Here is a 22,248-nt window from a genome sequence, read left to right on the forward strand (position 1 = left end):
CTTTGCTTGCGGGCAGTGGAGTTCAATCGCGTGGAATTGCGCTCTACGGCGCCCCCCTCTGGCCTGCCGGCCATCTCCCCCTCTTGGGGGGAGATTGGCAGCTTCGGCGCCCCACTCAATCCTGCAACGTCGCAGATTGGCGAAAACCATTGTGAAGGCCAATCTCCCCCCTTGAGGGGGAGATGTCCGGCAGGACAGAGGGGGGCGCCGTAGGGCGCTAGCGCTACAAGCCTGCCACCCTCTACCTGCCATCAACCCGGTTTCGCCTTCTCGCATGATCTTCTCCCGAAGACCCACCTCGCTTTATTGCTTCGACACCAGTGCCAGCGCGCGAATCGGGCTGCCGGTGCCGTGCTCGATCTTGAGCGGCGCCGCGATCAGGATGGCGCCCTTCGGCGGCAGTTGATCGAGGTTGCAAAGGCTGGCGAGACCGTAGCGGTTGGCCTTGTGCATCAGCGTGTGCGCCGGGAATGGCGGCTCCATGCCACCGGCCTTGCCGGCATCGGTGCCGATCGTCTCCGAGCCCCAGCCCTTGATGTCCTTGCTGATCAGGAACTGGATGGCTTCGGCCGTCGGGCCGGGCGTGTGCGGGCCGGTCTCGTTGGCATTGAGGAACTCGGCTTCCGAGCCGTTGCGCTTGTACCAGTCGGTGCGCATCACCACCCATTCGCCGGCATTGATCGCACCGTGCTCGGCTTCCCAGGCCTTGATGTGGTCGACGGTGAGCAGGAAATCGGGGTCGGCGGCGGCTTCCTTCGAACAATCGATGACATTGACGGGGCCGACGAAATTCTGCGCCGGAATGGTGTCGGTGGCGCCGTCCGGATAATCCTTGCCGCTGATCCAGTGCTGCGGCGCGTCGAAATGCGTGCCCGAATGTTCGCCGAGCTTCAGCCAGTTCCAGGCCCACCACGGACCGTTCTTGTCGTAACGGGAGATGTTGTGGATCTCGACCTTCGGCGTGTCGACGGCGAGTTCCGGCGGCAGCTTGATCAACGGCGTATCCGGCCCGAGCGGCGCCGACAGGTCGACCACCTTGATGGCGCCTGAAAGAAGCTGGCCGGCGACTTCGCCGAGGAGTTTTTGCGTGTCCATGGTTTGAAGTTCCCTCTTTCGTGTGATGATCAAGGCTCGTCTCGGCCCTTAATATCCTACTAGACGAAAACATATGCATCTGCAATTATCTTTAAGCATAAAGGAAATGGGGACGGGGCGTGAGCGAGTTCGACGCCATCTTTGTCGGGGCGGGCCACAACAGTCTGGCATGCGCCGCGCATTTGGCGCTCAAAGGCTGGAAAACAGGGGTTTTCGAGCGCGGCGCGACAATCGGCGGCGCCGTCCAGACGCGCGAATTCACCCTTCCCGGCTTCCGCCACGATTTCGGCGCGATGAATCTCAGCCTCTTCGCCGGCTCGGCCTTCCACCGGAAATATGCAAATGAATTGAAAGCGCAGGGGCTGGAGTTCGCCCCGGTCGCCGACTGTTTTGCCAGCGCATTCCCTGACGGGCGCTGGTTCGGCGTCAGCAACGATCTGGAAAAGACCGCCGCGCGCATCGCCGCCTTCTCAGCCGCCGACGCCGCCACATGGCGCAGGCTGGTTGCCGCCTTCCCGACGGAGGCCGAACACCTGTTCCGGCTGCTGGGTTCGCCGATGAGTGCCCGCGCGCTTGCCGGCACGGCGTGGAACCTGTGGCGCAAGAAGGGCATCGCCGGTTCGCTCGATACGGGCCGCCTGCTGCTGTCCTCACCCCGCGCCTGGCTGGAGGAAACTTTCGAGTCGCCGCATATCAGGGCAACGCTCGCCACTTGGGGCATGCATCTCGATTTCGCCCCGGATGTCGCCGGCGGTGCGGTTTTCCCCTATCTGGAATCGATGGCCAACCAGAGTTTCGGCATGGTGCTGGGCAAGGGCGGCGCCGACACCATCATCCGTGCCCTCTCTGGCATGGTGACCTCCGCCGGCGGCAAGATCGTCACCGGCGCCGAAGTCGCCGAGATCACCGTTTCGGCCGGCAAGGCGACCGGCGTGCGGCTTGCTTCGGGCGAGACGCATACCGCCACCAGGGCAGTCATTGCCGGCGTCGCGCCTAAGGCGCTGACGGGCAGATTGCTGCCCAATGGTTCGGGCGACGCCGGCTTCGACACGGCGATGCAGAAATTCCGCCATGCGCCAGGCACGATGATGATCCACCTAGCGCTGGACGATTTGCCGGATTGGCGTGCCGGAGCGGAGCTTCGGCAGTTCGCCTATGTGCATCTGTCGCCGTCGCTCGACGCCATGTCGCGCACCTATCAGCAGGCGATGGCGGGCATGCTGCCGGACGAGCCTGTGCTGGTGGTCGGCCAGCCGACGGCGATCGACCCGTCGCGGGCGCCTCAGGGAAAGCATGTGCTGTGGGTGCAAGTGCGCATGCTGCCGGCCGAAATCCTGGGCGATGCCGCCGGCAAGATCGCACCGAACCATTGGGACAAGGTGAAGGAGGCCTACGCCGAGCGTGTCCTCGACATCATCGAGACCTATGCGCCCGGCCTGCGCAACAAGATCCTCGGCCGCGCCGTCTTCTCGCCCATCGACCTCGAGCGTGAGAACCCGAATCTCGTCGGTGGCGACCAGGTCTGCGGCAGCCATCATCTGGCGCAGAACTTTTTATTCCGCCCGGCGCGCAACTATGCCGGCTGGAACACGCCGGTGGCGCATCTGCACCTCACTGGAGCCGCGACATGGCCGGGCGCCGGCACCGGTGCGGCGTCGGGCTTCATGCTCGCACAACAGCTTGGCGGGAGGTAGGAGCCGGAGATTTCCTTGAGGCTACGAGGGGCAAGGCGCTGCTGCCCAAGAAGCCTGAACCGATGACATGAAGACGCCGCGCAGAAACAAAACCAACAAGGGGAACGACCATGATAATCAACAGACGTGAATTGCTGGGATACAGCGCCGCGGCACTCGGGGTGGCCGCCGTCGGCCTGCCGCAGATCGCTAGGGCGGCTGCCGGCGAACTGACCATCGCCTACAATGTCAACCTGCCATCCTGGGATCCGACCACCGGACCTTCGGCCGTCAACCCGACGATCCAGGGGCTTTACCAGTCGGTATTCGACCAGTTCATCCCGCAGAAGCCCGATTTGTCCTTCGCGCCGGGCCTGCTCACCGAATGGGGCTGGAACGACGACCGCACGAAGATCATGATGACGGTGCGCGAAGGCGTGACCTGGCATGACGGCTCGCCGTTCACGGCCGAGGACGTCGTCTGGTCGCTACAGCGGGCAGGCGACGAAAAGACCGGCAACCCGATCCAGTTCGTCTGGAAGAACGTCAACAACTTCAAGATCGACGGCAACAAGATCACCGGCGACGTCGTGCAGTTCGACCCGGTCTATTTCAAATGGATGTCGTTCCTGACCGGCTACATCATGCCGAAGACCTATTACGAGAAGGTCGGCGCCGAAGGCTTCGAGAAGGCGCCGATCGGCACCGGCCCCTACATGGTGGAAAAGTTCGAGCGCAACGCTTTCCTGCGGCTCAAGGCAAACCCGAACTACTGGGGCGGCAAGCCGGCCTTCGAGAATGTGACGATCAAGTTCGTCGCCGACGCGGCAAGCCGCGTCGCCGAGATCGAATCCGGCTCCTCGCAAGTGACGCTCGAAATCCCCTACGAGGAGTATGACCGGCTGATCGCCAAGGACGGGCTGGCCGGCTCGTGCAAGAACGTTTCCGACATCGGCATGATCTTCTTCAACGACATCGAGGCGATGCTGGACAAGAACGTCCGTCAGGCCGCCATGATGGCCGTCGACAAGAAGCTGCTGGTCGATCGCCTGCTGCGCGGCTACGGACAGCCGATCGATACGCTGGAAACGCCGGAATACGCATCCTACGACGCGTCGATCAAGGTCGAGCACAATCCGGAAAAGGCCAAGGAATTGCTGGCTGCCTCCGGCTATTCGCCGGAAAAGCCGGTCAAGTTCACCATCCAGACGACCAAGGGCTTCAAGCCCAAGGACTATGAGATGATCCAGGCGATCGTCGGCATGTGGCGCAAGGTCGGCATCGAGGCGACGATCGAGGTCTACGAGATCGCAAAGCACTACGAACTGCGCGCCGCCGATAAGCTGGCGCCGGCCGCCTTCTACAACTGGGGCAACGCCATCGGCGATCCGACCACCTCGACCGGCTTTGCCATGTACGGCCCGAGCCCGCATTCGGTGTGGGACAGCCAGGATTTGATCGACATGATCAACCCGTTGTGGGGCGAGAAGGACGAGGCCAAGCGCATCGCCGGCTGGAAGGCTGTCGACAAATACATCGCCGAGCAGGCCTATGTGCTGCCGCTGATGCAGTATGCGCAGCCCATCGTCCATGCCAAGGGCGTCAATGTGGTTCAGCATGTGTCGGGCGCGCTGCTGCCGGCCCTGATGACCCCGGCCTGAGAGAGTCGAGAAAGGCGCGCTGTCGCAAAGCCGACATGCCTTCTCCCAACTTGCGCAGGCCCCCTCATCCGGCCCTTCGGGCCACCTTCTCCCCGCTGGAGAGAAGAGACCGGCTCAGCCGTCAGCGGCCGGATGAGGGTCTTCGTTCCATCAGTCACTGAAACGCATTAGGCCTACGCCAGAATGCTCCTGCAAAGATTCCTGATCCGTCTGCTGACGATGCTGATCACGCTGTTCGGCGTGGCCATCGTCGTCTTTGTCGTGATCCGCGTCGCGCCCGGCGATCCGATCGCCATGATGCTGCCGCCTGGTGCTACGGATGCCGACATTGCCCGGCTGCGAGCGCTCTACGGCCTCGACAAGACCATCGTGCAGCAATTCTTCATCTGGCTGTCAGGCGTCGCCAGGGGCGATTTCGGCACCTCGATTTCGCTCAGGCAGGATGTGCTGGGTCTCGTCTTCAACCGGCTGCCAGCGACGCTGGAGCTTGCCATCGTCGCGCTTGTGATGGCGGTGGCGCTCGGCGGCACGACGGCAATCATCGGCGCGCGCGAACGCGGCACGGCGGTCGAGGCCGGCATCGACATCGCCAGCGGCGCGGCGCTTTCCATTCCCGACTTCCTGTGGGGCCTGGTGCTGATCCTGCTGTTCGGCGTGCTGGTGCCGATCTTCGACATTTCCGGCCGGGTGTCGCCGCAACTCGACCTACCCTTCGTCACCCAGTTTTATCTGTTCGAGAGCTTGCTTCGTCTGCGCCTCGACCTGACCTGGGATCTCCTGAAACACATGCTGATGCCGGCCGTGGCGCTGGCGCTGCCGCTGGCGGCGATCATCTCGCAGCTGCTGAAACAGTCGCTGAAGGAAGTGCTCGACCTCGACTACGTCGTGCTGGCGCGGGTCAAGGGATTCTCGGAAACACAGGTCATCCTGCGCGAAGCGCTGAAGAATGCCGCGCTGCCGACGCTGACGCTGGTCGGCGTGCAGTTCACCTTCCTCATCGGCGGCACCGTCATCGTCGAACGGCTGTTTTCCTATGAAGGCCTCGGCAACATGGCGATCGACGCCGTCATCAACCGCGACCTGCCGCTGATCCAGGGCATCGTTCTGGTCTTCGCGCTGCTGTTCGTGCTGATCAACCTCAGCGTCGACATGATGTACGCACTGCTCAATCCAAGGCTGCGCCATGGATGAGGGCCGCGCTCAAAGACGAGCTGTGTCGCCGCGTCTGTGGCTGGCCGGCGGCTGGCTGCTGCTGGCGCTTCTGGCGGCAATCTTCGCGCCGCTGGTCGCGCCGCAGGATCCGCTGGCGCAGGATTTGATGCTGGAACGGTTGCCGCCGTTCTGGATGGCCGGCGCCGAACCCGGCTATTGGCTCGGCACCGACAGCCTCGGCCGCGATCTGTTGTCCCGGCTGATCTTCGGCGGCCGCATCGCCTTCATCGTCGCTTTCGCCGCGGCCATCGCCGCCTGCCTGGTCGGCTCGATGCTGGGGCTCATAGCCGGCTATTTCGGCGGCTGGGCCGACCGCATCATCTCGCGCATCGTCGATGTCTGGATGGCATTTCCGCCGGTGCTGTTCGCCATCCTTTTGGTTGCGGTGCTCGGCACAGGCTTGAGTTCCGTCATCCTGGCCATCGCCATCATCGACTGGACGCGTTTCTGCCGGGTGATCCGTGCCGAGACGATGGGCCAGTCGCGCATGGACTATGTCGAGAATGCCCGCATCGCCGGCTATGGCCGCATCGGCATCATGCTTCGCGAAGTGCTGCCCAATGTGGTGCCGTCAATCGTGGCGCTGCTGTCGCTGGAGATGGGCATCGCCGTCATCGTCGAGGCGATCCTGTCCTTCGTCAATCTGTCGATCTCGACCGACGATCCGACCTGGGGCGGCATCATCGCCGAGGGCCGGCTGTCGATCCATCAGGCGTGGTGGGTGCTCGTATTTCCGCTGATCACGCTGATCCTCACCGTGCTGTCGTTCAGCCAGTTCGGCGAGGCGCTGAAGACGCGCTTCGACCCGGTGCTGCGATGAGCGCGGTCTGCCTTGACATCGCCAATCTGAGCGCCGTGCTGCCCAACGGCCAGCGCGTGCTGCGTTCGGTGTCGCTCTCCGTCCAACCCGGCGAGGTCCGCGCGTTGGTCGGCGAAAGCGGCGCCGGCAAGACGATGATCGGCAAGGCTGTGCTTGGTGTGCTGCCGTCGAGCGTGCGCATCGTCGAAGGCGATATGTTGCTTGAGGGCGAAGACCTCGGCAAGTTGCCGCCCAAGGCACGGCGCACGCTGATCGGGGCATGCACGGCGCTGATCCCGCAGGACCCGCTGACCGCTCTCAACCCGTCACGCCGCATCGGCTCGCAGATGACCGACCGGCTGGTGCGCATCCTCGGCTGGAGTGGCGAGAAGGCCGATACCCGCATTCGCCAGTTGCTGGACGAGGTGCAGATCCGCGACCCCGACCGCGTGCTCAAAAGCTATCCGCACGAACTGTCCGGCGGCATGCGCCAGCGCGTGCTGATCGCCGCCGCCTTCGCCGCGGAGCCAAGGCTGATCGTCGCCGACGAGCCGACCACGGCGCTCGACGTCACCGTGCAGAAGCAGATCCTGCGGCTGATCGCTGCGTTGCAGCGCGAGCATGGCACGGCGATCCTGTTCGTCACCCATGATCTCGGCGTCGTCGCCAAGATCAGCCAGAGGGTCTCGGTGCTCTATGCCGGCAAGGTGGTGGAGGAGGCCGAGACCGCAGCGCTCTTCGCCGCGCCGCAGCACCCCTACACACGGGCGCTGATCGCGGCGACGCCACGCTACACCGATCCTTTCGCCTCGCTAAGACCGGTGGACGAGGCGGTGCTGGCCGGACTTGCTTCGGAGATCGCTGCCGCCGACCAAGCCTGGAGGCGGCCGCATGGTTGAACCGTTGTTCTCCGTGCGCGGGCTGAAGGTCGCGCTGCCCGACATGACGCGCAAGCCACTGATCGGCCGCGCGCCATTGGCCGAAATCCTGAAGGGCCTGGACTTCGACCTGCCGCGGGGCTCGGTGACCGGCATTGTCGGCGAATCCGGTTCGGGCAAGTCGACGCTCGGCCGCGCTTTGGTGCGCCTGCTGGAGCCAAGCGCCGGCAGCATCCGCTTCGACGGCCGCGACATCACCAATCTGCCGGAAGCGGAGCTGCGGCCGCTGCGGCGCAATCTGCAGATGATTTTTCAAGATCCGATGTCGTCGCTCAACCCGCGCCGCACCATTGCCAGCATTATCGCCGCGCCTTTGAAGCAGAATGGTCTTGGCGACAACCTGAAGGCGCGCGTCGCCGAGGCGCTGCAGCGTGTCGGCCTGCCGCAAAGTTTCGCCAGCCGCTATCGGCACGAACTGTCGGGCGGCCAGCGCCAGCGCGTCGGCATTGCGCGCGCTCTGGCACTGTCGCCAAAATTCGTGCTCGCCGACGAGATCGTCTCCGGACTCGACGTGTCGACGCAGGCGCAGATCCTGACCCTGCTGGAGGAGCTTGCCGCGGAGATGGGGCTGACCGTCGCTTTCATCAGCCACGATCTGTCTGTCATCCGGCGGCTGTGCCGGCAAGTGATCGTCATGCGCGAAGGCGCGATCGTCGAAGCGAGCGCCACCGACGCCTTGTTCGAGAAGCCGCAGCGGGCCTACACGCGCGATCTCATCGCAGCCATTCCGCTGCCCGAAATCGATGCGAGCTGGCTGGACATTCCTTCCGCCGCCAAGGCGCCGACATGAATGCATACGCACGCCGACTAGCGGGCCTCGGACGTGCGACCACAAAGACCCAAGTCCCGCCAAATGGAGAGGACTGACATGAAGACCACAATCGCAATTGCAACGCTCGCCGCCGCAATGCTCGGCAGCGCCGGCATGGCCTCGGCGGATTCGATCCCGGGCATGCGCGGCCACGACCACACCGGGATCACGGTTCCCGACATGAAGCAGGCGGTCGACTTCTTCACAGAAGTGGTCGGCTGCAAGAAGGCGATGTCGTTCGGCCCGTTCGCCGACGACAAGGGCACGTTCATGCAGGATCTTCTGGGCGTCGATCCGAAGGCGGTGATCGAAGAGGTCACCATGGTGCGTTGTGGCTACGGCTCGAACATCGAGCTGTTCAAATACACAGCACCGGACCAGAAGGACCTGACTCCGAAGAACAGCGACATTGGCGGCTTCCACATCGCCTTCTATGTCGACGATGTCGCTGCTGCCAAAGCCTATCTCGAAGGCAAGGGCGTCAAGACGCGGATGGGGCCGCTGCCGGTCAAGGAAGGGCCGGCCGCCGGCCAGACCATCCTCTATTTCCAGGCGCCGTGGGGGCTGCAACTGGAAGCGATCAGCTATCCCGATGGGATGGCCTATGAGAAGGGCGCCGAGACGGTGTTGTGGAGCCCGAAGAGCCCGGAAAAGTGATCCGGCAGCGCGCTTGCGCGATGACACGCAGGCGCGCTTTCGCCATGTCAGGACGATCGTTCTGATATGAAACTTTAAGCTTGAAATATCTTGTCGCCGGCGCGATACTGAACTCCAGCAAGCGAAGAGGAGATCGCACAGATGAAGGTTGCGGTTCTCGGCGGCGGACCAGCCGGCCTCTACTTTGCCATTTCGATGAAACTGAGGGACGCCGCCCACGATGTGACGGTGTTCGAGCGCAACCGCGCCGACGACACGTTCGGCTGGGGCGTCGTGCTGTCGGCCGAAACGCTCGACAATCTGTCGAAAAACGATCCGGTCAGCGCCGTCTGGATCAAGAAGCACTTTGCCTACTGGGACGACATCGCCGTCATTCATGACGGCGTGCGCACGGTCTCGTCAGGGCACGGTTTCTGCGGCATCGGCCGCAAGCGGCTGCTGGTCCTGCTGCAGCGCCGGGCGCGTGAACTCGGCGTCAAGCTGATGTTCGAGACCGACATTGCAGATCCCAAGCCCTACATGGCGACGCATGATCTGGTCGTCGCTGCCGACGGCCTGAACTCAAGGGCGCGCAACAGCTTCGTCGACATCTTCAAGCCCGACATCGACACCCGCAAATGCAAGTTCGTCTGGCTCGGCACCAACCAGAAATTCGACGACGCCTTCACCTTCATCTTCGAGAAAACCGAGCATGGCTGGGTGTGGGCCCACGCCTACCAGTTCGACAGCGACACCGCGACCTTCATCGTCGAGTGCAGCGAGCAGACCTGGGCTGCCTTCGGCTTCGGTGCGATGTCGCAGCAGGAATCGATCGCCGTTTGTGAGCGGATCTTCGAAAAACATCTCGGCGGCCACGCCTTGATGACGAATGCCAACCATATCCGCGGTTCGGCCTGGATCAATTTCCCGCGCGTGCTGTGCGAGCGCTGGTCTTACAAGAATCTCGCGCTGATGGGCGATGCAGCGGCATCGGCGCATTTCTCGATCGGCTCCGGCACCAAGCTGGCACTGGAAAGTGCTGTGGCGCTGGCCGAATATGTCGAAACCGAGCCGGACTTGGATGCCGCCTTCCGCAGATATGAGGATGCCCGCCGCACCGAGGTGCTCAAGCTGCAATCGGCGGCGCGCAATTCGCTGGAATGGTTCGAGGAGGTCGAGCGCTATCTCGGCCTCGATCCGGTGCAGTTCAACTATTCGCTTTTGACCCGCTCGCAGCGTATCAGCCACGAGAATCTGCGACTGCGCGATGCCGAATGGCTTGAAAGCGCGGAAGAATGGTTCCAGCGCCAGGCGGGCGCCGGCGGCAACAGCCTGCGCCGCGCGCCGATGTTCGCGCCGTTCAAGCTGCGCGACATGAGGCTGCAGAACCGCGTCGTCGTTTCGCCGATGGCGCAGTACAAGGCTGTCGACGGCTGTCCGACCGACTGGCATTTCACCCACTACGCCGAGCGCGCCAAGGGCGGCGCCGGCCTCATCTACATCGAGATGACCTGCGTCAGCCCGGAAGGGCGCATCACGCCCGGCTGTCCCGGCTTCTACGCGCCCGAGCATGAGGTGGCGTGGAAGCGGCTGGTCGATTTCGTCCACACCGAGACCGAGGCCAAGATCTGCGCCCAGATCGGCCACTCCGGCGCCAAGGGCTCGACCCGGCTCGGCTGGGAGGGCACTGACGTGCCGTTGGTCTCAGGCAACTGGCCGGTGATGGCGGCTTCGGCCGTTGCGTGGTCGCCGCAGAATCAGGTTCCGAAGGCGATGAACCGCGCCGACATGGACCGCGTGCGCGACGAATTCGTGGCGTCCACCGAGATGGCCGATCGTTGCGGCTTCGACATGCTCGAAATCCACGCCGCGCATGGCTATCTCTTGTCGTCCTTCATCACGCCGGTCACCAACCGGCGCACGGATGAATATGGCGGTTCGCTGGACAATCGCATGCGCTATCCCCTCGAAATCTTCCGCGCGGTGCGCGCCGCCTGGCCGGCGGAGAAGCCGATCTCGATGCGCATTTCCGCCAATGACTGGGTCGGCATCGAGGGCGTGACGCCGGCCGACGCGGTCGAGATCGCGCGGCTGCTGCATGAGGCCGGCGTCGACATCTGCGATGTCTCGGCAGGCCAGACCTCGGCACTGGCCAAGCCTGTCTATGGCCGCATGTTCCAGACGCCGTTTTCCGACCGCATCCGCAACGAGGTCGGCATGGCGACGATGGCGGTCGGCAACATCTACGAGCCGGACCATGTCAATTCGATCCTGATGGCCGGCCGCGCCGACCTGGTGGCGCTGGCACGCCCGCATCTTGCCGATCCCTACTGGACGCTGCATGCCGCCGTCACGCTCGGCGACCGCGGTGTCAAATGGCCTGATCCCTATCTGCCCGGACGCGACCAGCTCTACCGTCTGGCCGAGCGCGACGCCGCAGCGGGGCTGAAAGTATGACGGCCGCCGCGACGATACCCGGCAAGCATGCGCTGGTCACTGGCGGCGGCTCCGGCGTCGGGCGGGCCATCGCGCTGGCGCTGGCTGCTGCCGGCATCGGCGTCACCATCTGCGGCCGCCGGGAAGCAGAGCTCGCCAAGGTGGCCGGCGAAAACGACCGCATCTCTGGCATCGCCGCCGATGTCACCGACGAGGCGGCAATGGCGGCGCTCTACGAGAGGGCGCAAGCCGCGCGCGGCCCGTTCGACATCGTCGTCGCCAATGCCGGCATGGCCGGCAGCGCGCCGGCGCACAAAACCGCGCTCAGCGACTGGCAGCGGACGCTCGACGTCAATCTGACCGGCGCCTTCCTGACGGTGAAGCCCGCGCTGGCCGGCATGGCCGCGCGGAAAACGGGACGAATTGTTTTCATCGCCTCGACCGCCGGCCTGAAAGGCTACGCCTATGTCGCGTCTTACGTCGCCGCCAAGCATGGCGTCATCGGCCTGATGCGGGCGCTTGCCGCCGAAACAGTGAAATCCGGCGTCACCGTCAACGCGGTGTGCCCAGGCTTTGTGGAAACCGAAATGCTGGAAGAGTCCATCCAGCGCATCATCGAGAAGACCGGCCGCTCGGTCGAGCAAGCGCGGTCAAGCCTCGCCTCGACCAACCCGCAAGGCCGCTTCATCCAGCCGGATGAGGTCGCCGCCGCCGTGCTGTGGCTGTGCGGCGACGCCGCCCAATCGATCACCGGACAGGCGATTTCCATCTCAGGAGGCGAAACATGGTAGCCGGCCCCCTGCCCGCGCCGTCGGGACCCGGCAAGGACCGCTTGCGTCTGTGGATCAGGCTGCTGCGCGCCTCGCGCACGATCGAGGCCGAGCTGCGCGAGCGGCTGAAGAAGGACTTCAACACCACGCTGCCGCGCTTCGACGTGATGGCAGCGCTTTATCGCGCGCCGGAAGGCATGCTGATGAGCGACCTGTCGCGTTTCCTGCTGGTCTCTAACGGCAATGTCACGGGCATCGTCGACCGGCTGGTTTCGGAAGGACTTGTCGCCCGCGCGCGGCGCAATGGCGACCGCCGCACCTCGATGGTGCGGCTGACCGAGGAAGGCACGCAGGCTTTTGCCGCGATCGCCGCGGCGCATGAAGGCTGGATCGGCGAATTGCTGGGCAAGGTCAGCGAGGACGACGCGCGCCGGCTGACCGGCATGCTGACCTCGTTCCGCAGCAACTGGGAGGGACGCGAATGACCGCAATGGCCGGGCGCAAGCCGAAGCATTTCCTCTGGGAGGTCGAGGGCAGGATCGCCAAGGTCCGGCTCGACCGGCCGGAGCGCAAGAACCCGCTGACCTTCGACAGCTATGCGGAACTCCGCGACACGTTCCGCGACCTCGTCTATGCCGACGATGTCGACGCCGTGGTGTTCCTTTCCAATGGCGGCAATTTCTGCTCCGGCGGCGATGTCCACGACATTATCGGCCCGCTGGTCAAAATGGACATGAAGGAGCTCCTGGTCTTCACCCGCATGACCGGCGATTTCGTCAAGGCGATGCTGAATTGCGGCAAGCCGATCATTGCGGCGGTCGACGGCGTCGCGGTCGGCGCCGGCGCCATCATTGCGATGAGCTCCGACATCCGCATCGCCACGCCGGAAGCCAAGACCGCGTTCCTATTTACCCGCGTCGGCCTCGCCGGCTGCGATATGGGCGCCTGCGCGATCCTGCCGCGCATCATCGGCCAGGGCCGCGCCGCCGAGCTGCTCTACACCGGCCGCACCATGACCGCTGATGAAGGCGAACGCTGGGGTTTCTACAACCGGCTGGTCGATGCCGCATCGCTGGAGGCCGACGCGCTCGACATGGCGGCGCGCATCGTCTCCGGCCCGACCTTCGCGCACGGCATCACCAAGACCCAGCTCAACCAGGAATGGTCGATGGGTCTCGACCAGGCGATCGAGGCGGAAGCGCAGGCGCAAGCGATCTGCATGCAGACCCGCGACTTCGAACGCGCCTACAAGGCGTTCGTGGCCAAGGAAAAGCCGGTGTTCGAGGGGGATTGAGGATGATGCTTTGCGTGGAGACGTTGGCGGGAGGGGGGCGCCGTAGTGCGCAAGGCCTCAATAGCGGGGCCACCAATGCCTGATCGTTCCTTCCTCTCCTGGCCGTTCTTCGAAGACCGCCATCGCCACCTCGCCGAGCACCTCGAGGCATGGTGCACGACCAACCTCCCAGTCGATCACCATGATGTCGACGCCGCCTGCCGCGAGCTGGTCAGCAAGCTCGGCCGAGACGGCTGGCTGAAGCCAACGGCGCTCGACACCGACAACCCGGGTCCCCTCGACGTCCGCACTTTGTGCATCACGCGCGAGACGCTCGCCCGCCATGACGGGTTGGCCGACTTTGCCTTCGCCATGCAAGGGCTGGGCACCGGCGCGCTCAGCCTGTTCGGCACGGTGGAGCAGCGGCAATGGCTTTCGAAGACGCGCGCCGGCAAGGCGATATCAGCCTTCGCCCTGTCGGAGCCGCGCTCGGGATCAGATGTCGCCAACACGGAAATGACGGCGACCCGCGACGGCGACAGCTACGTTTTTACAGGCGAAAAAACCTGGATCTCCAATGGCGGCATCGCCGACCTCTACGTCGTCTTTGCCCGCACCGGCGAGGCGCCGGGCGCCAAGGGACTTTCCGCTTTCCTCGTGCCTGGCGACGCCAGGGGCCTTGGCATCGCCGAACGGCTCGAAGTGATCGCGCCGCATCCGCTGGCGCGGCTGTCTTTCGACCGGGTCCGCCTGCCGGCCACCGCACTGATCGGCAAGCCAGGCGACGGCTTCCGCATCGCCATGTCGGTGCTCGATGTGTTCCGCTCGACCGTCGGTGCGGCGGCACTCGGCTTTGCCCGCCGCGCACTGGATGAAAGCATCAAACGCGTGGCCGAACGCAAACTGTTCGGCGCGCCGATGGCCGAATTGCAAATGGTGCAGGGGCACATCGCCGACATGGCGCTCGATGTCGATGCGGCGGCGCTGCTGGTCTACCGTGCCGCCTGGACCAAGGACATGGGCGCTGCCCGCGTCACCCGCGAGGCGGCGATGGCCAAGCTGTTTGCCACCGACAAGGCGCAAGAGGTGATCGACAAGGCCGTGCAACTGCACGGCGGCGACGGCGTCCGCAAAGGCCACATCGTCGAAAGCCTGTATCGCGAGATCCGCGCGCTGCGCATCTATGAGGGTGCCTCCGACGTGCAGAAAGTGGTGATTGCGCGGCAAGTGATGGGCGCGGCCTGAAGCAGGTCGCGCCCACGGACCAAACTGTTTTGACAATGGATATTGCGAACCGAGTTTTGACGAATCGGGAGACTGAAATGCACCAGATTTTGCAGCCGGAAGGCTGGGCCAAACCTGTCGGCTACGCCAACGGCGTCGCGGCGCGCGGTCGGCTCGTCTTCGTTGGCGGACAGGTCGGCTGGAACGGCCAATGCCAGTTCGAAACCGACGATTTTGTTGGCCAGGTGCGGCAAACGCTTCAGAACATCGTCGCGGTGCTGGCGGAAGCCGGCGCGGGGCCGCAGCACATCACCTCGATGACCTGGTACTTCACCGACAAGGCCGAATACCTTGCCAATCTCAGGGGTATCGGCGAGGCCTATCGCGAGGTCATCGGCCGGCATTTTCCGGCGATGGCCGCCATGCAGGTGGTGGCGCTGGTCGAGGATCGCGCCAAGATCGAAATCCAGGCCACCGCCGTCATTCCGGAATAAATTATTGGCTGCCTCAGGAATAAATTATTCGCGAAGCCCCGCCTGCCTCAAGATCGGCAGCACGTGATCGCAGAAATAGGGCAGTTCTTGCGTGTAGTTGACGAAGGACAGCGCGATGCCCTGATAGCCGTGCCCGGCAATGGCGACCATGTCGGCGGCGATCGTTTCCGGCGTTCCGATCAGCGGGTAGGTGCCGGCGCCGCCGGCGAAACGCTGCCGGTAGCGGTCATAGGCGTGCGGGTCGTGCGATTGCGAGAATTCCTTCTTGCCGGCCATGTGGGCATCGACGGCGTCATGGTCGGCCATATCGACGGCGTAGCGCGTGTAGTAGGCCTGCGCCTCTTCCATCGTCGGGCGGCAGACGACATGCGCCACGGTGTAGACGCCGACATCGCGGCCTGCCTTATCGGCCCGCTCGCTGATGTCGGCGACATGCTTGCCGGCATCGCTCATTTCCGAAAATGTCGTGAACAGATAATCGCACCGGGCGGCAGCGAAATCGCGGCCCGGCCCGCCGAAGGCGGCGTTCATGGTCACGGGGCGCGGAACCTGCAGACTGGCCGGCCGGCTGACAGCCTCCTTGAGGCGGTAATAAGTGCCTTCGTAATCGAGCGGCTCGGCCGACGCATAAAGCTTTTCCAGGATTTCGATCCATTCGGCCGCCTGATCGTAGCCCTTCTCGACCAAAGGCGTGCCGAACATGCCGAATTCCTTCGGGTTCCAGCCGCAGACGATGTTCAAGCCCGCGCGGCCCTGGCTAATATGGTCGACCGTCGCCAGCGCCTTGGCGGCATAGAGCGGATGCACCAGCGGCACATGCACGGTCATGAACAGGCCGATCTGCTCGGTGGCCATGGCGAGTGCCGCCGCCCAGGTGAAGGTCTCGAACGACCATTCGCGCACCTTGTTGCGGCCGCCGAAGCCGCGCCAACGCGCGATCGGCAGCATGAACTCCAGCCCGGCGCGGTCGGCGATCTGGGCTGCGGTCACATTGTCCTGCCAGCTCGCCGCCCAGCGCTCCGGCACATCGGTGATGGCAAGCCCGCCATCGGCATTGGTCGAAAAGACGCCAAGCTTCAGTCTGTTCGGGCCGTGCAAAGGGTGTGGTTTGTTCACGTCGCTGCCTCCCGGCGAAGATCGCACGCTAGGCCCGCGCAGAAATATTTCAAGCCTGAAATAGCTTGGCGTCACCATCGCTCGCGGGTATCGGTTCCAGCGGGCCGCACCGTGTCCACCACGCAACGGACATCGCAGCTTTTTAAGCTTAAAACTTTCGCCTTGAAAAGCGCCGCACTTTGGATAAGCATTCCGGAGTCGATGGCGTTTGCCGTGCCGGACGGGCTTGCCGGCCTGTCCATCGAGCAGACCAGTCCATCGTGCCGGCCAGCCATCGTGGGTGCTCCGGGTGGGAGTCTCAGTTCTTGTCGTTCATACTGCCCCAGTCATCATCCAACACGCGCCCTGCCTTCGATGACGTGCGCGCGGATTCGCGGTCTGCAACACACAACATCGCCAACCGTGACCGCATGGTCGCTGCCATGAATTGACGCCCTGCGTGAAGCGGGGCGGCAAAAAACCGTGCGGGAGCAACCCGCCCGATCAACAACAGAGGGAACAAAAATGAGCTTCACGCGTCGCAAATTGCTTCTTCTCGCCGCCGCCATCGGCATCGCCGCCGGCCCCGCCACGGCCTATGCCGCCGATGTGCTGAATGTCGGCGCCTACCCGACCAACCCGCCCTTCGAATTCAAGAACGAGAGCGGCACTTTCGGAGGCTTCGAGGTCGACATCGTCAACGAAGCCGCCAAGCGCATCGGCATGACCACCGACATCGCCGATCTCGGTTTCCAGGCGCTGTTTGCCGCCACCACCTCGAAGCGCATCGACGTCGCCATCTCGTCGATCACCATCACGGCGGAGCGGCTGAAGTCACAGTCGTTCACGCAGCCCTATTATGATTCCGATATGGGCATCGCCACCAAGGCCGACAGCCCGATCAAGGCCGAGGCCGACCTCAAGGGCAAGATCATCGGCGTGCTGTCCGGTTCGACCGGCGAAACCTGGGTCAAGGCGCATCAGGAAGCCGACGGCTTCAGCGACGTGAAGGGCTACGACACGCAGCAGAACCTGCTGCTCGACCTCAGCGCCGGCCGCGTCGATGCGGCAGTCAGCGACATTCCGGGCATGGAATATTCCTTCACCAAGATGAAGGACCTGGTGGTCAAGGAGCGCATCAAGACCGGTGAGCAATACGGCCTGATGATGACCAAGGACCACCCGCTGCTCGGCAAGCTGAACGATGCGCTGAGCGCGATGAAGAAGGACGGCACGCTGGCCGCGATCCACAAGAAGTGGTTCGGCAGCGACGCGCCCGCCGACTCTTCGACCATGAAGGAAATGCCGCTGCCGAAGGCCTGAGCTGAAAGCTGCGGTAACATCGTGCCGGCTTTCCAGGCCGGCACGATTCTTTCACGCCTGGCCGCCGGCTTCTGCCGCAGATCTCCTGCCCTCGGCGGGCCCATCGAGTTTAACGTGAGCATTCTTTGCTCTGGGGTTCGGGAACGCTCCCATGTCGCTGATCGACACCTTCTTCAACCCCGACGTCATCATGTCCAGCCTGCCGGCGCTGCTGCGCGGCTTCCTGAACACGCTGCTGCTCGGCATTTTGAGCATCGGCATCGGCATCCCCATCGGCCTGGGGATCAGCCTGGTGCGGCTCTATGCGCCGAAGCCGCTGCGCTGGCTCGCGGTCGGCTACACCGACATCTTCCGCGCCCTGCCGGTGCTGGTCGTGCTGATCCTGATCTACTATGCGCTGCCCTTCCTCGGCATACGCCTGTCGTCCTGGGCATCGGCGGTGACAGCCTTCGCCTTCATCATGTCGGCCTACTCGGCCGAGGTGTTCCGCTCCGGTATCGAAAGCATTCCGCGCGGCCAGTTCGAGGCGTCGCAGGCGCTTGGCCTGCCGTTCCTCCTGACCTTGCGCAAGGTGGTGCTGCCGCAAGCGATCCGCGTCGTCATCCCGCCGATGACCAGCAACTGCGTCTCGATGTTCAAGGACACCTCGCTCGCCTCCACCGTGGCGCTGCCGGAACTCTTGAAGGAAGCGACCAACGCGCAGTCGCTCTACGCCAACCCATCGCCGCTGATCGGCGCCGCGCTTGTCTATCTCATCTTCCTCTGGCCGATGGTCCGCCTCGTCAGCCTGCTTGAAGAGCGCTTCAAGACCGAAAAGAAGCGCTGACCTCCGCCACCTGATCCCCGTCCAAGCCCTCCGCAGGAGCCTACCCGTGAATAAGCACCAAACCGACAATGCGAATGCCACCGCGTTCCCCGTCGACACCATCCGCGCCATGTTTCCAGCCTTGCAGCGGGCCGGCGATTTCATCTTTTTGGACAACGCCGCCGGCGCGCAGATCCCGCAGAGCGTGCTCGACGCGGTGACCAATCATCTGGTTTCGCACAATGTGCAGCGTGGCGGCCGCTATGGCCGCAGCGTCACCGTCGACCAATCGGTCGCCGATGCGCGGACAAGCGTCGCTCTGCTCATCAACGCCTACAGCCCGGCGGAAATCTGCTTCGGCATGAATGCCACCTCGTTCATCCGCCTGGTCAGCCTCGGCATCGGCCAGATGCTGCAAGAGCGCGACGAGATCGTCGTCACCGACATGGATCATGACGCCAACATCGCGACTTGGCTGGCGCTGGAATCGGCCGGCGCGAAATTCAAATGGTGGCGGATGCGCGAGGACGGCAATCTGCATGTCGACGATCTGCGTCCGCTGGTTTCGGACCGCACCCGCCTGATCGCCTGCACGGTCACGGCGCACTCGATCGGCTCGATCGTCGATGTCGCTTCGGTGGCCAAGATCGCGCATGCGGCCGGCGCCGAAGTGTTCCTCGACTGCGTGCATTACGGGCCGCATGGACTGATCGACGTGCAGGCCTGGGACTGCGACTATCTCGTCTGCTCCGGCTACAAGAATTTCTCGCCGCATATGGGCTTCCTGTGGGGCCGCTTCGAAACGCTGAAGCGGCTGCCGACCTTCCGCGAGGACTTCATCCCCGACGAGCCGCCCTACAAGGTCGAGGCCGGCACCTTCATCTACGAGAACGTCTCCGGCATGGATGCCGCCGTGCAGTACCTGGAACTGATCGGCCGCAATCTGGCGCCGTCCAACAACCGCTCCCGGCGCGACAACATCGTTGCCGGCATGGGCGCCATCCGCGACTATGAGTTGGTGCTGGCGCGCGAGATGCTGGCCGTGCTGAAAGGTTGCGGGGCAACCATCTACGGCGTTGCCGACGAGGCCAGGATCACCGAGCGCGTGCCGACCTTCTGCTTCAACATCGGCAAATTGTCACCACAACGGATCGTCGAGGAAATGGCCGAGATGCAGATCGGCATCCGCGACGGCCACATGTACGCGCCACGGCTGATGAAGCGTCTCAATCTCTCGATGGACAGCGGCGCCATCCGCGCCTCGCTGGTGCATTACAATACAGTCGAGGAGATCCATAAATTCGGCGAGGCGCTGCGCGCCATCATCGCCAAGCTGTCGTGAGAGGCGGTCTCTCCAGCGTCGTCATCCATGGGCGGAACAAGGGAGCGTAGCGACACAGTGCAGACCCGAGGATGACGAAGAGACGTTAAGCCGCTTTCTTCTTCGCCAGCCTCGCCTTGATCGACGCGACGTCGGCGCGCGGTGTCGCCGCGAACAGCGTCCGGGTGTAGCTGTGCTTGGGGTCGGCGAAGACCTCGTCGCGCGAGCCGTATTCGACCGCTTCGCCGAAATACATCACCATCACGTCGTCGGCGATGTAACGCACCACGGACAGATCGTGGCTGATGAAGACATAGGTCAGCTGGAACTCATGCTGCAGGTCGGCAAGCAGGTTGAGCACCTGCGCCTGCACCGACAGATCGAGCGCCGAGACCGGCTCGTCGAGCACCAGCAGGCTCGGGTTCAGCATCAGCGCGCGGGCAATGGCGATGCGCTGACGCTGGCCGCCGGAAAACATATGCGGATAGCGATTGTAGTGCTCGTGGCCGAGGCCAACCTTCTTCAGCATCTTCATCGCAAGGTCGCGCCGCTCGGACGCCGGCTTGTCGGTGTTGATCAAAAGCGGCTCGCCCAGCACGTCGCCGATCTTCTGGCGCGGATTGAGCGATCCGTAGGGGTTCTGGAAGACGATCTGCACCTTGCGGCGCATCTCCTTGGTCAATCCCCCCTTGGCGATGTCAACCTTGTTGCCGTCGATGAACAATTCGCCCGATGTCGCCGGATCGATCAGCGTGATGATGCGGGCAAGCGTTGACTTGCCGCAGCCGCTTTCGCCGACAATGGCCAGCGTCTTGCCCTTGTCGACCTTGAACGAGACGCCCTTGACCGCGTGCACGGTGCGCGGCCCGGTGAACAGGCCGCCGCCGATGTGGTAGTCGCGGACGATGTTCTTGCCTTCGAGAACCGTGGTGCTCATCAGGTGGCTCCCGCAGCAGAAGGCGCCGGCTCGAACATCATGTCGGAAACGGTCGGCAGCCGGTCGCCGACGGCGTTTTCCGGCAGCGCCGACAAAAGCGCCCGCGTGTAATTGCTCTTTGGCGATTCAAACAGCGACAGCACGTCGGCCTCTTCCATCTTGCGGCCCTTGTACTGGACGATGACGCGGTCGGCGGTCTCGGCCACCACGCCCATATTGTGGGTGATCATGATCAGGCCCATGCCGTATTTGGCCTGCAGCGAAACCAGCAGATCGAGGATCTGCTTCTGGATGGTGACGTCGAGCGCCGTGGTCGGCTCGTCGGCGATCAGCAGTTTCGGATTGCAGGCAATGGCGATGGCGATCATGACGCGCTGGCACTGGCCGCCCGACATCTGGTGCGGGAAGGAACTCAGCCGCTCTTCAGGGTCGGCGATGCCGACCAGCTTCATCAGTTCGATGGCACGCGCCCGGCGCTGGGCGCGGTCCATGCCCATGTGGAAGCGCAACACCTCCTCGATCTGGAACCCGACGGTGAAGCACGGATTGAGGCTGGCGATCGGCTCCTGGAAGATCATCGAGATGTCCTTGCCGACGATCTTGCGCCGTTCGGACGGGCTGAGCTTCAGCAGATCGACGCCGTCGAAGGCCATGCGGTCGGCCTTGACGGTTGCCGTGTTGGGCAACAGCCCCATCACCGCCAGCATCGACACCGACTTGCCGGAGCCGGACTCGCCGACGATCGCCAGCACTTCGCGCGGCTCGATCGACAGGTCGATACCTTGCACGGCCATGAACGGTCCGGCCGCGGTGTCGAAGGAAACGGTGAGGTTCTTGATCTCGAGCAGAGGCATGCTCACGACCTCTTCAGCTTGGGGTCGAGCGCGTCGCGCAGGCCGTCGCCGATCAGGTTGATGGCAAAGACGGTGATCAGGATGGCGAGGCCGGGGAAGGTCACCACCCACCAGGCGCGCAGGATGAACTCGCGCGCTTCGGCCAGCATGGTGCCCCATTCCGGCGTCGGCGGCTGCGCGCCCATGCCGAGGAAGCCAAGGGCCGCCGCCTCGAGGATGGCGTTGGAGAAGGACAGCGTCGCCTGCACGATCAACGGCGCGATGCAGTTTGGCAGGATGGTGACCAGCATCAGCCTGAGATGGCTGGCGCCGGCGACCTTGGCCGAGACGACATATTCGCGGGTCTTTTCGGCCATCACGGCGGCGCGGGTGAGCCGGGCGAAATGCGGCTGCAGCACGAAGGCGATGGCGATCATGGCGTTGACGAGGCCGGGGCCAAGCACCGCGACCAGCACCAGGGCCAAGAGCAGCGACGGGAAGGCCAGGATGATGTCCATGATGCGCATGATCAGCGTGTCGACCCAGCCGCGGCAGTAGCCGGCGAGCAGGCCGAGGATGACGCCTGAAATCAGCGCTGACGTGACAACGACGAAGCCGATGGCGAGCGAGAAGCGCGAGCCGTAGATCAGGCGCGACAGCATATCGCGGCCGACGGCGTCGGTGCCGAGCAGGAACTGCGCATTGCCGCCCTCCTGCCAGGCCGGCGGCGTCAGGAAGAAGTCGCGGAACTGATCGTCCGGCGAATGCGGCGCCAGCAGCGGCGCGAAGATGGCGATCAGGATCAGCAGCGCGAAGACGAAGAGCCCGATCACCGCGCCCTTGTTGACGGAGAAGTAATGCCAGAACTCGCCGAACATCTGCAACCTGGCGTCCTGCGGCTTGACGACGGTC

21 protein-coding genes are annotated in these 22,248 nt (G+C 64.0%); 16 read left to right on the forward strand and 5 right to left on the reverse strand.

All coding sequences use genetic code 11. The features are described 5' to 3' along the window. Nucleotides 1–303: 303 nt before the first annotated feature. Nucleotides 304–1,095 (reverse strand): cyclase family protein, encoded by a 792-nt coding sequence (locus AC0NIL_RS00490; protein WP_024503404.1) that lies wholly within the window; start codon nucleotides 1,093–1,095, stop codon nucleotides 304–306. A gap of 119 nt (nucleotides 1,096–1,214) precedes the next feature. Here AC0NIL_RS00490 and AC0NIL_RS00495 point away from each other — a divergent pair, with 119 nt between their 5' ends. The 13 genes from AC0NIL_RS00495 to AC0NIL_RS00555 all read left to right on the forward strand — a co-directional run bounded on the left by AC0NIL_RS00495 (nucleotide 1,215) and on the right by AC0NIL_RS00555 (nucleotide 15,022). Continuing rightward, nucleotides 1,215–2,789, forward strand: a complete 1,575-nt coding sequence (locus AC0NIL_RS00495) for a phytoene desaturase family protein (RefSeq protein WP_473573273.1) — start codon at nucleotides 1,215–1,217, stop codon at nucleotides 2,787–2,789. Between the two features lie 110 nt (nucleotides 2,790–2,899). Beyond that, nucleotides 2,900–4,429, forward strand: coding sequence for an ABC transporter substrate-binding protein (locus AC0NIL_RS00500; RefSeq protein ID WP_473573275.1), 1,530 nt, complete (start codon nucleotides 2,900–2,902; stop codon nucleotides 4,427–4,429). A gap of 183 nt (nucleotides 4,430–4,612) precedes the next feature. Further along, nucleotides 4,613–5,620, forward strand: a complete 1,008-nt coding sequence (locus AC0NIL_RS00505; RefSeq protein ID WP_127366625.1) for an ABC transporter permease — start codon at nucleotides 4,613–4,615, stop codon at nucleotides 5,618–5,620. Next, a complete protein-coding gene (locus AC0NIL_RS00510) occupies nucleotides 5,613–6,461 on the forward strand; it encodes an ABC transporter permease (RefSeq protein ID WP_013527973.1) in 849 nt (282 codons plus the stop codon). Before AC0NIL_RS00505 ends, AC0NIL_RS00510 begins: the two co-directional genes overlap by 8 nt. Beyond that, on the forward strand, nucleotides 6,458–7,339 hold the full coding sequence (locus AC0NIL_RS00515) for an ABC transporter ATP-binding protein (protein ID WP_013527974.1): 882 nt from the start codon (nucleotides 6,458–6,460) through the stop codon (nucleotides 7,337–7,339). The genes AC0NIL_RS00510 and AC0NIL_RS00515 overlap by 4 nt, the downstream gene beginning before the upstream one ends. Beyond that, on the forward strand, nucleotides 7,332–8,168 hold the full coding sequence (locus tag AC0NIL_RS00520; protein WP_275954110.1) for an ATP-binding cassette domain-containing protein: 837 nt from the start codon (nucleotides 7,332–7,334) through the stop codon (nucleotides 8,166–8,168). The genes AC0NIL_RS00515 and AC0NIL_RS00520 overlap by 8 nt, the downstream gene beginning before the upstream one ends. A 78-nt stretch (nucleotides 8,169–8,246) precedes the next feature. Further along, nucleotides 8,247–8,846 carry a VOC family protein gene (locus AC0NIL_RS00525; protein ID WP_275954111.1) on the forward strand — a complete coding sequence of 200 codons (600 nt, stop codon included), beginning with the start codon at nucleotides 8,247–8,249 and terminating at the stop codon, nucleotides 8,844–8,846. 141 nt (nucleotides 8,847–8,987) lie between these two features. Continuing rightward, nucleotides 8,988–11,282 (forward strand): bifunctional salicylyl-CoA 5-hydroxylase/oxidoreductase, encoded by a 2,295-nt coding sequence (locus tag AC0NIL_RS00530; protein ID WP_024503398.1) that lies wholly within the window; start codon nucleotides 8,988–8,990, stop codon nucleotides 11,280–11,282. Further along, a complete protein-coding gene (locus tag AC0NIL_RS00535; protein ID WP_275954112.1) occupies nucleotides 11,279–12,052 on the forward strand; it encodes an SDR family NAD(P)-dependent oxidoreductase in 774 nt (257 codons plus the stop codon). The genes AC0NIL_RS00530 and AC0NIL_RS00535 overlap by 4 nt, the downstream gene beginning before the upstream one ends. Then, the gene (locus tag AC0NIL_RS00540) at nucleotides 12,046–12,516 is read left to right on the forward strand and encodes a MarR family winged helix-turn-helix transcriptional regulator (RefSeq protein WP_013527979.1); all 471 of its coding nucleotides are present in this window, start codon (nucleotides 12,046–12,048) and stop codon (nucleotides 12,514–12,516) included. Before AC0NIL_RS00535 ends, AC0NIL_RS00540 begins: the two co-directional genes overlap by 7 nt. Next, nucleotides 12,513–13,325: an enoyl-CoA hydratase family protein gene (locus AC0NIL_RS00545; RefSeq protein WP_013527980.1), complete on the forward strand. Its 813-nt coding sequence runs from the start codon at nucleotides 12,513–12,515 to the stop codon at nucleotides 13,323–13,325. The genes AC0NIL_RS00540 and AC0NIL_RS00545 overlap by 4 nt, the downstream gene beginning before the upstream one ends. Nucleotides 13,326–13,400: 75 nt before the next feature. Further along, nucleotides 13,401–14,549 (forward strand): acyl-CoA dehydrogenase family protein, encoded by a 1,149-nt coding sequence (locus AC0NIL_RS00550; RefSeq protein ID WP_275954113.1) that lies wholly within the window; start codon nucleotides 13,401–13,403, stop codon nucleotides 14,547–14,549. A 77-nt stretch (nucleotides 14,550–14,626) separates the two neighbouring features. Further along, complete coding sequence (locus AC0NIL_RS00555) at nucleotides 14,627–15,022, forward strand: RidA family protein (RefSeq protein WP_063169943.1); 396 nt, start codon at nucleotides 14,627–14,629, stop codon at nucleotides 15,020–15,022. Nucleotides 15,023–15,046: 24 nt separating this feature from the next. Here the strand turns inward: AC0NIL_RS00555 and AC0NIL_RS00560 are convergent, their stop codons facing one another. After that, nucleotides 15,047–16,138 carry an LLM class flavin-dependent oxidoreductase gene (locus tag AC0NIL_RS00560; protein ID WP_024503393.1) on the reverse strand — a complete coding sequence of 364 codons (1,092 nt, stop codon included), beginning with the start codon at nucleotides 16,136–16,138 and terminating at the stop codon, nucleotides 15,047–15,049. Between the two features lie 504 nt (nucleotides 16,139–16,642). Between AC0NIL_RS00560 and AC0NIL_RS00565 the strand changes: the two genes are divergently transcribed. The 3 genes from AC0NIL_RS00565 (at nucleotide 16,643) to AC0NIL_RS00575 (ending at nucleotide 19,587) form a co-directional block, all read left to right on the forward strand. After that, nucleotides 16,643–17,440 carry an ABC transporter substrate-binding protein gene (locus AC0NIL_RS00565; RefSeq protein ID WP_275954114.1) on the forward strand — a complete coding sequence of 266 codons (798 nt, stop codon included), beginning with the start codon at nucleotides 16,643–16,645 and terminating at the stop codon, nucleotides 17,438–17,440. A gap of 151 nt (nucleotides 17,441–17,591) precedes the next feature. Further along, a complete protein-coding gene (locus AC0NIL_RS00570) occupies nucleotides 17,592–18,266 on the forward strand; it encodes an amino acid ABC transporter permease (RefSeq protein ID WP_013527987.1) in 675 nt (224 codons plus the stop codon). 46 nt (nucleotides 18,267–18,312) lie between these two features. Further along, nucleotides 18,313–19,587, forward strand: a complete 1,275-nt coding sequence (locus AC0NIL_RS00575) for a cysteine desulfurase-like protein (RefSeq protein WP_275954115.1) — start codon at nucleotides 18,313–18,315, stop codon at nucleotides 19,585–19,587. An 85-nt stretch (nucleotides 19,588–19,672) separates the two neighbouring features. Here the strand turns inward: AC0NIL_RS00575 and AC0NIL_RS00580 are convergent, their stop codons facing one another. From AC0NIL_RS00580 to AC0NIL_RS00590, 3 genes are read right to left on the reverse strand one after another with little or no spacing between them, the layout of a single operon-like run. Next, nucleotides 19,673–20,503, reverse strand: coding sequence for a dipeptide ABC transporter ATP-binding protein (locus tag AC0NIL_RS00580; protein ID WP_275954116.1), 831 nt, complete (start codon nucleotides 20,501–20,503; stop codon nucleotides 19,673–19,675). Further along, nucleotides 20,503–21,357 (reverse strand): ABC transporter ATP-binding protein, encoded by an 855-nt coding sequence (locus AC0NIL_RS00585; protein WP_024503389.1) that lies wholly within the window; start codon nucleotides 21,355–21,357, stop codon nucleotides 20,503–20,505. The genes AC0NIL_RS00580 and AC0NIL_RS00585 overlap by 1 nt, the downstream gene beginning before the upstream one ends. A 2-nt stretch (nucleotides 21,358–21,359) precedes the next feature. Then, nucleotides 21,360–22,214 (reverse strand): ABC transporter permease subunit, encoded by an 855-nt coding sequence (locus tag AC0NIL_RS00590; protein ID WP_224618710.1) that lies wholly within the window; start codon nucleotides 22,212–22,214, stop codon nucleotides 21,360–21,362. Between the last annotated feature and the right edge of the window lie 34 nt (nucleotides 22,215–22,248).

The sequence above is a fragment of the Mesorhizobium sp. WSM1343 genome (assembly GCF_055901535.1).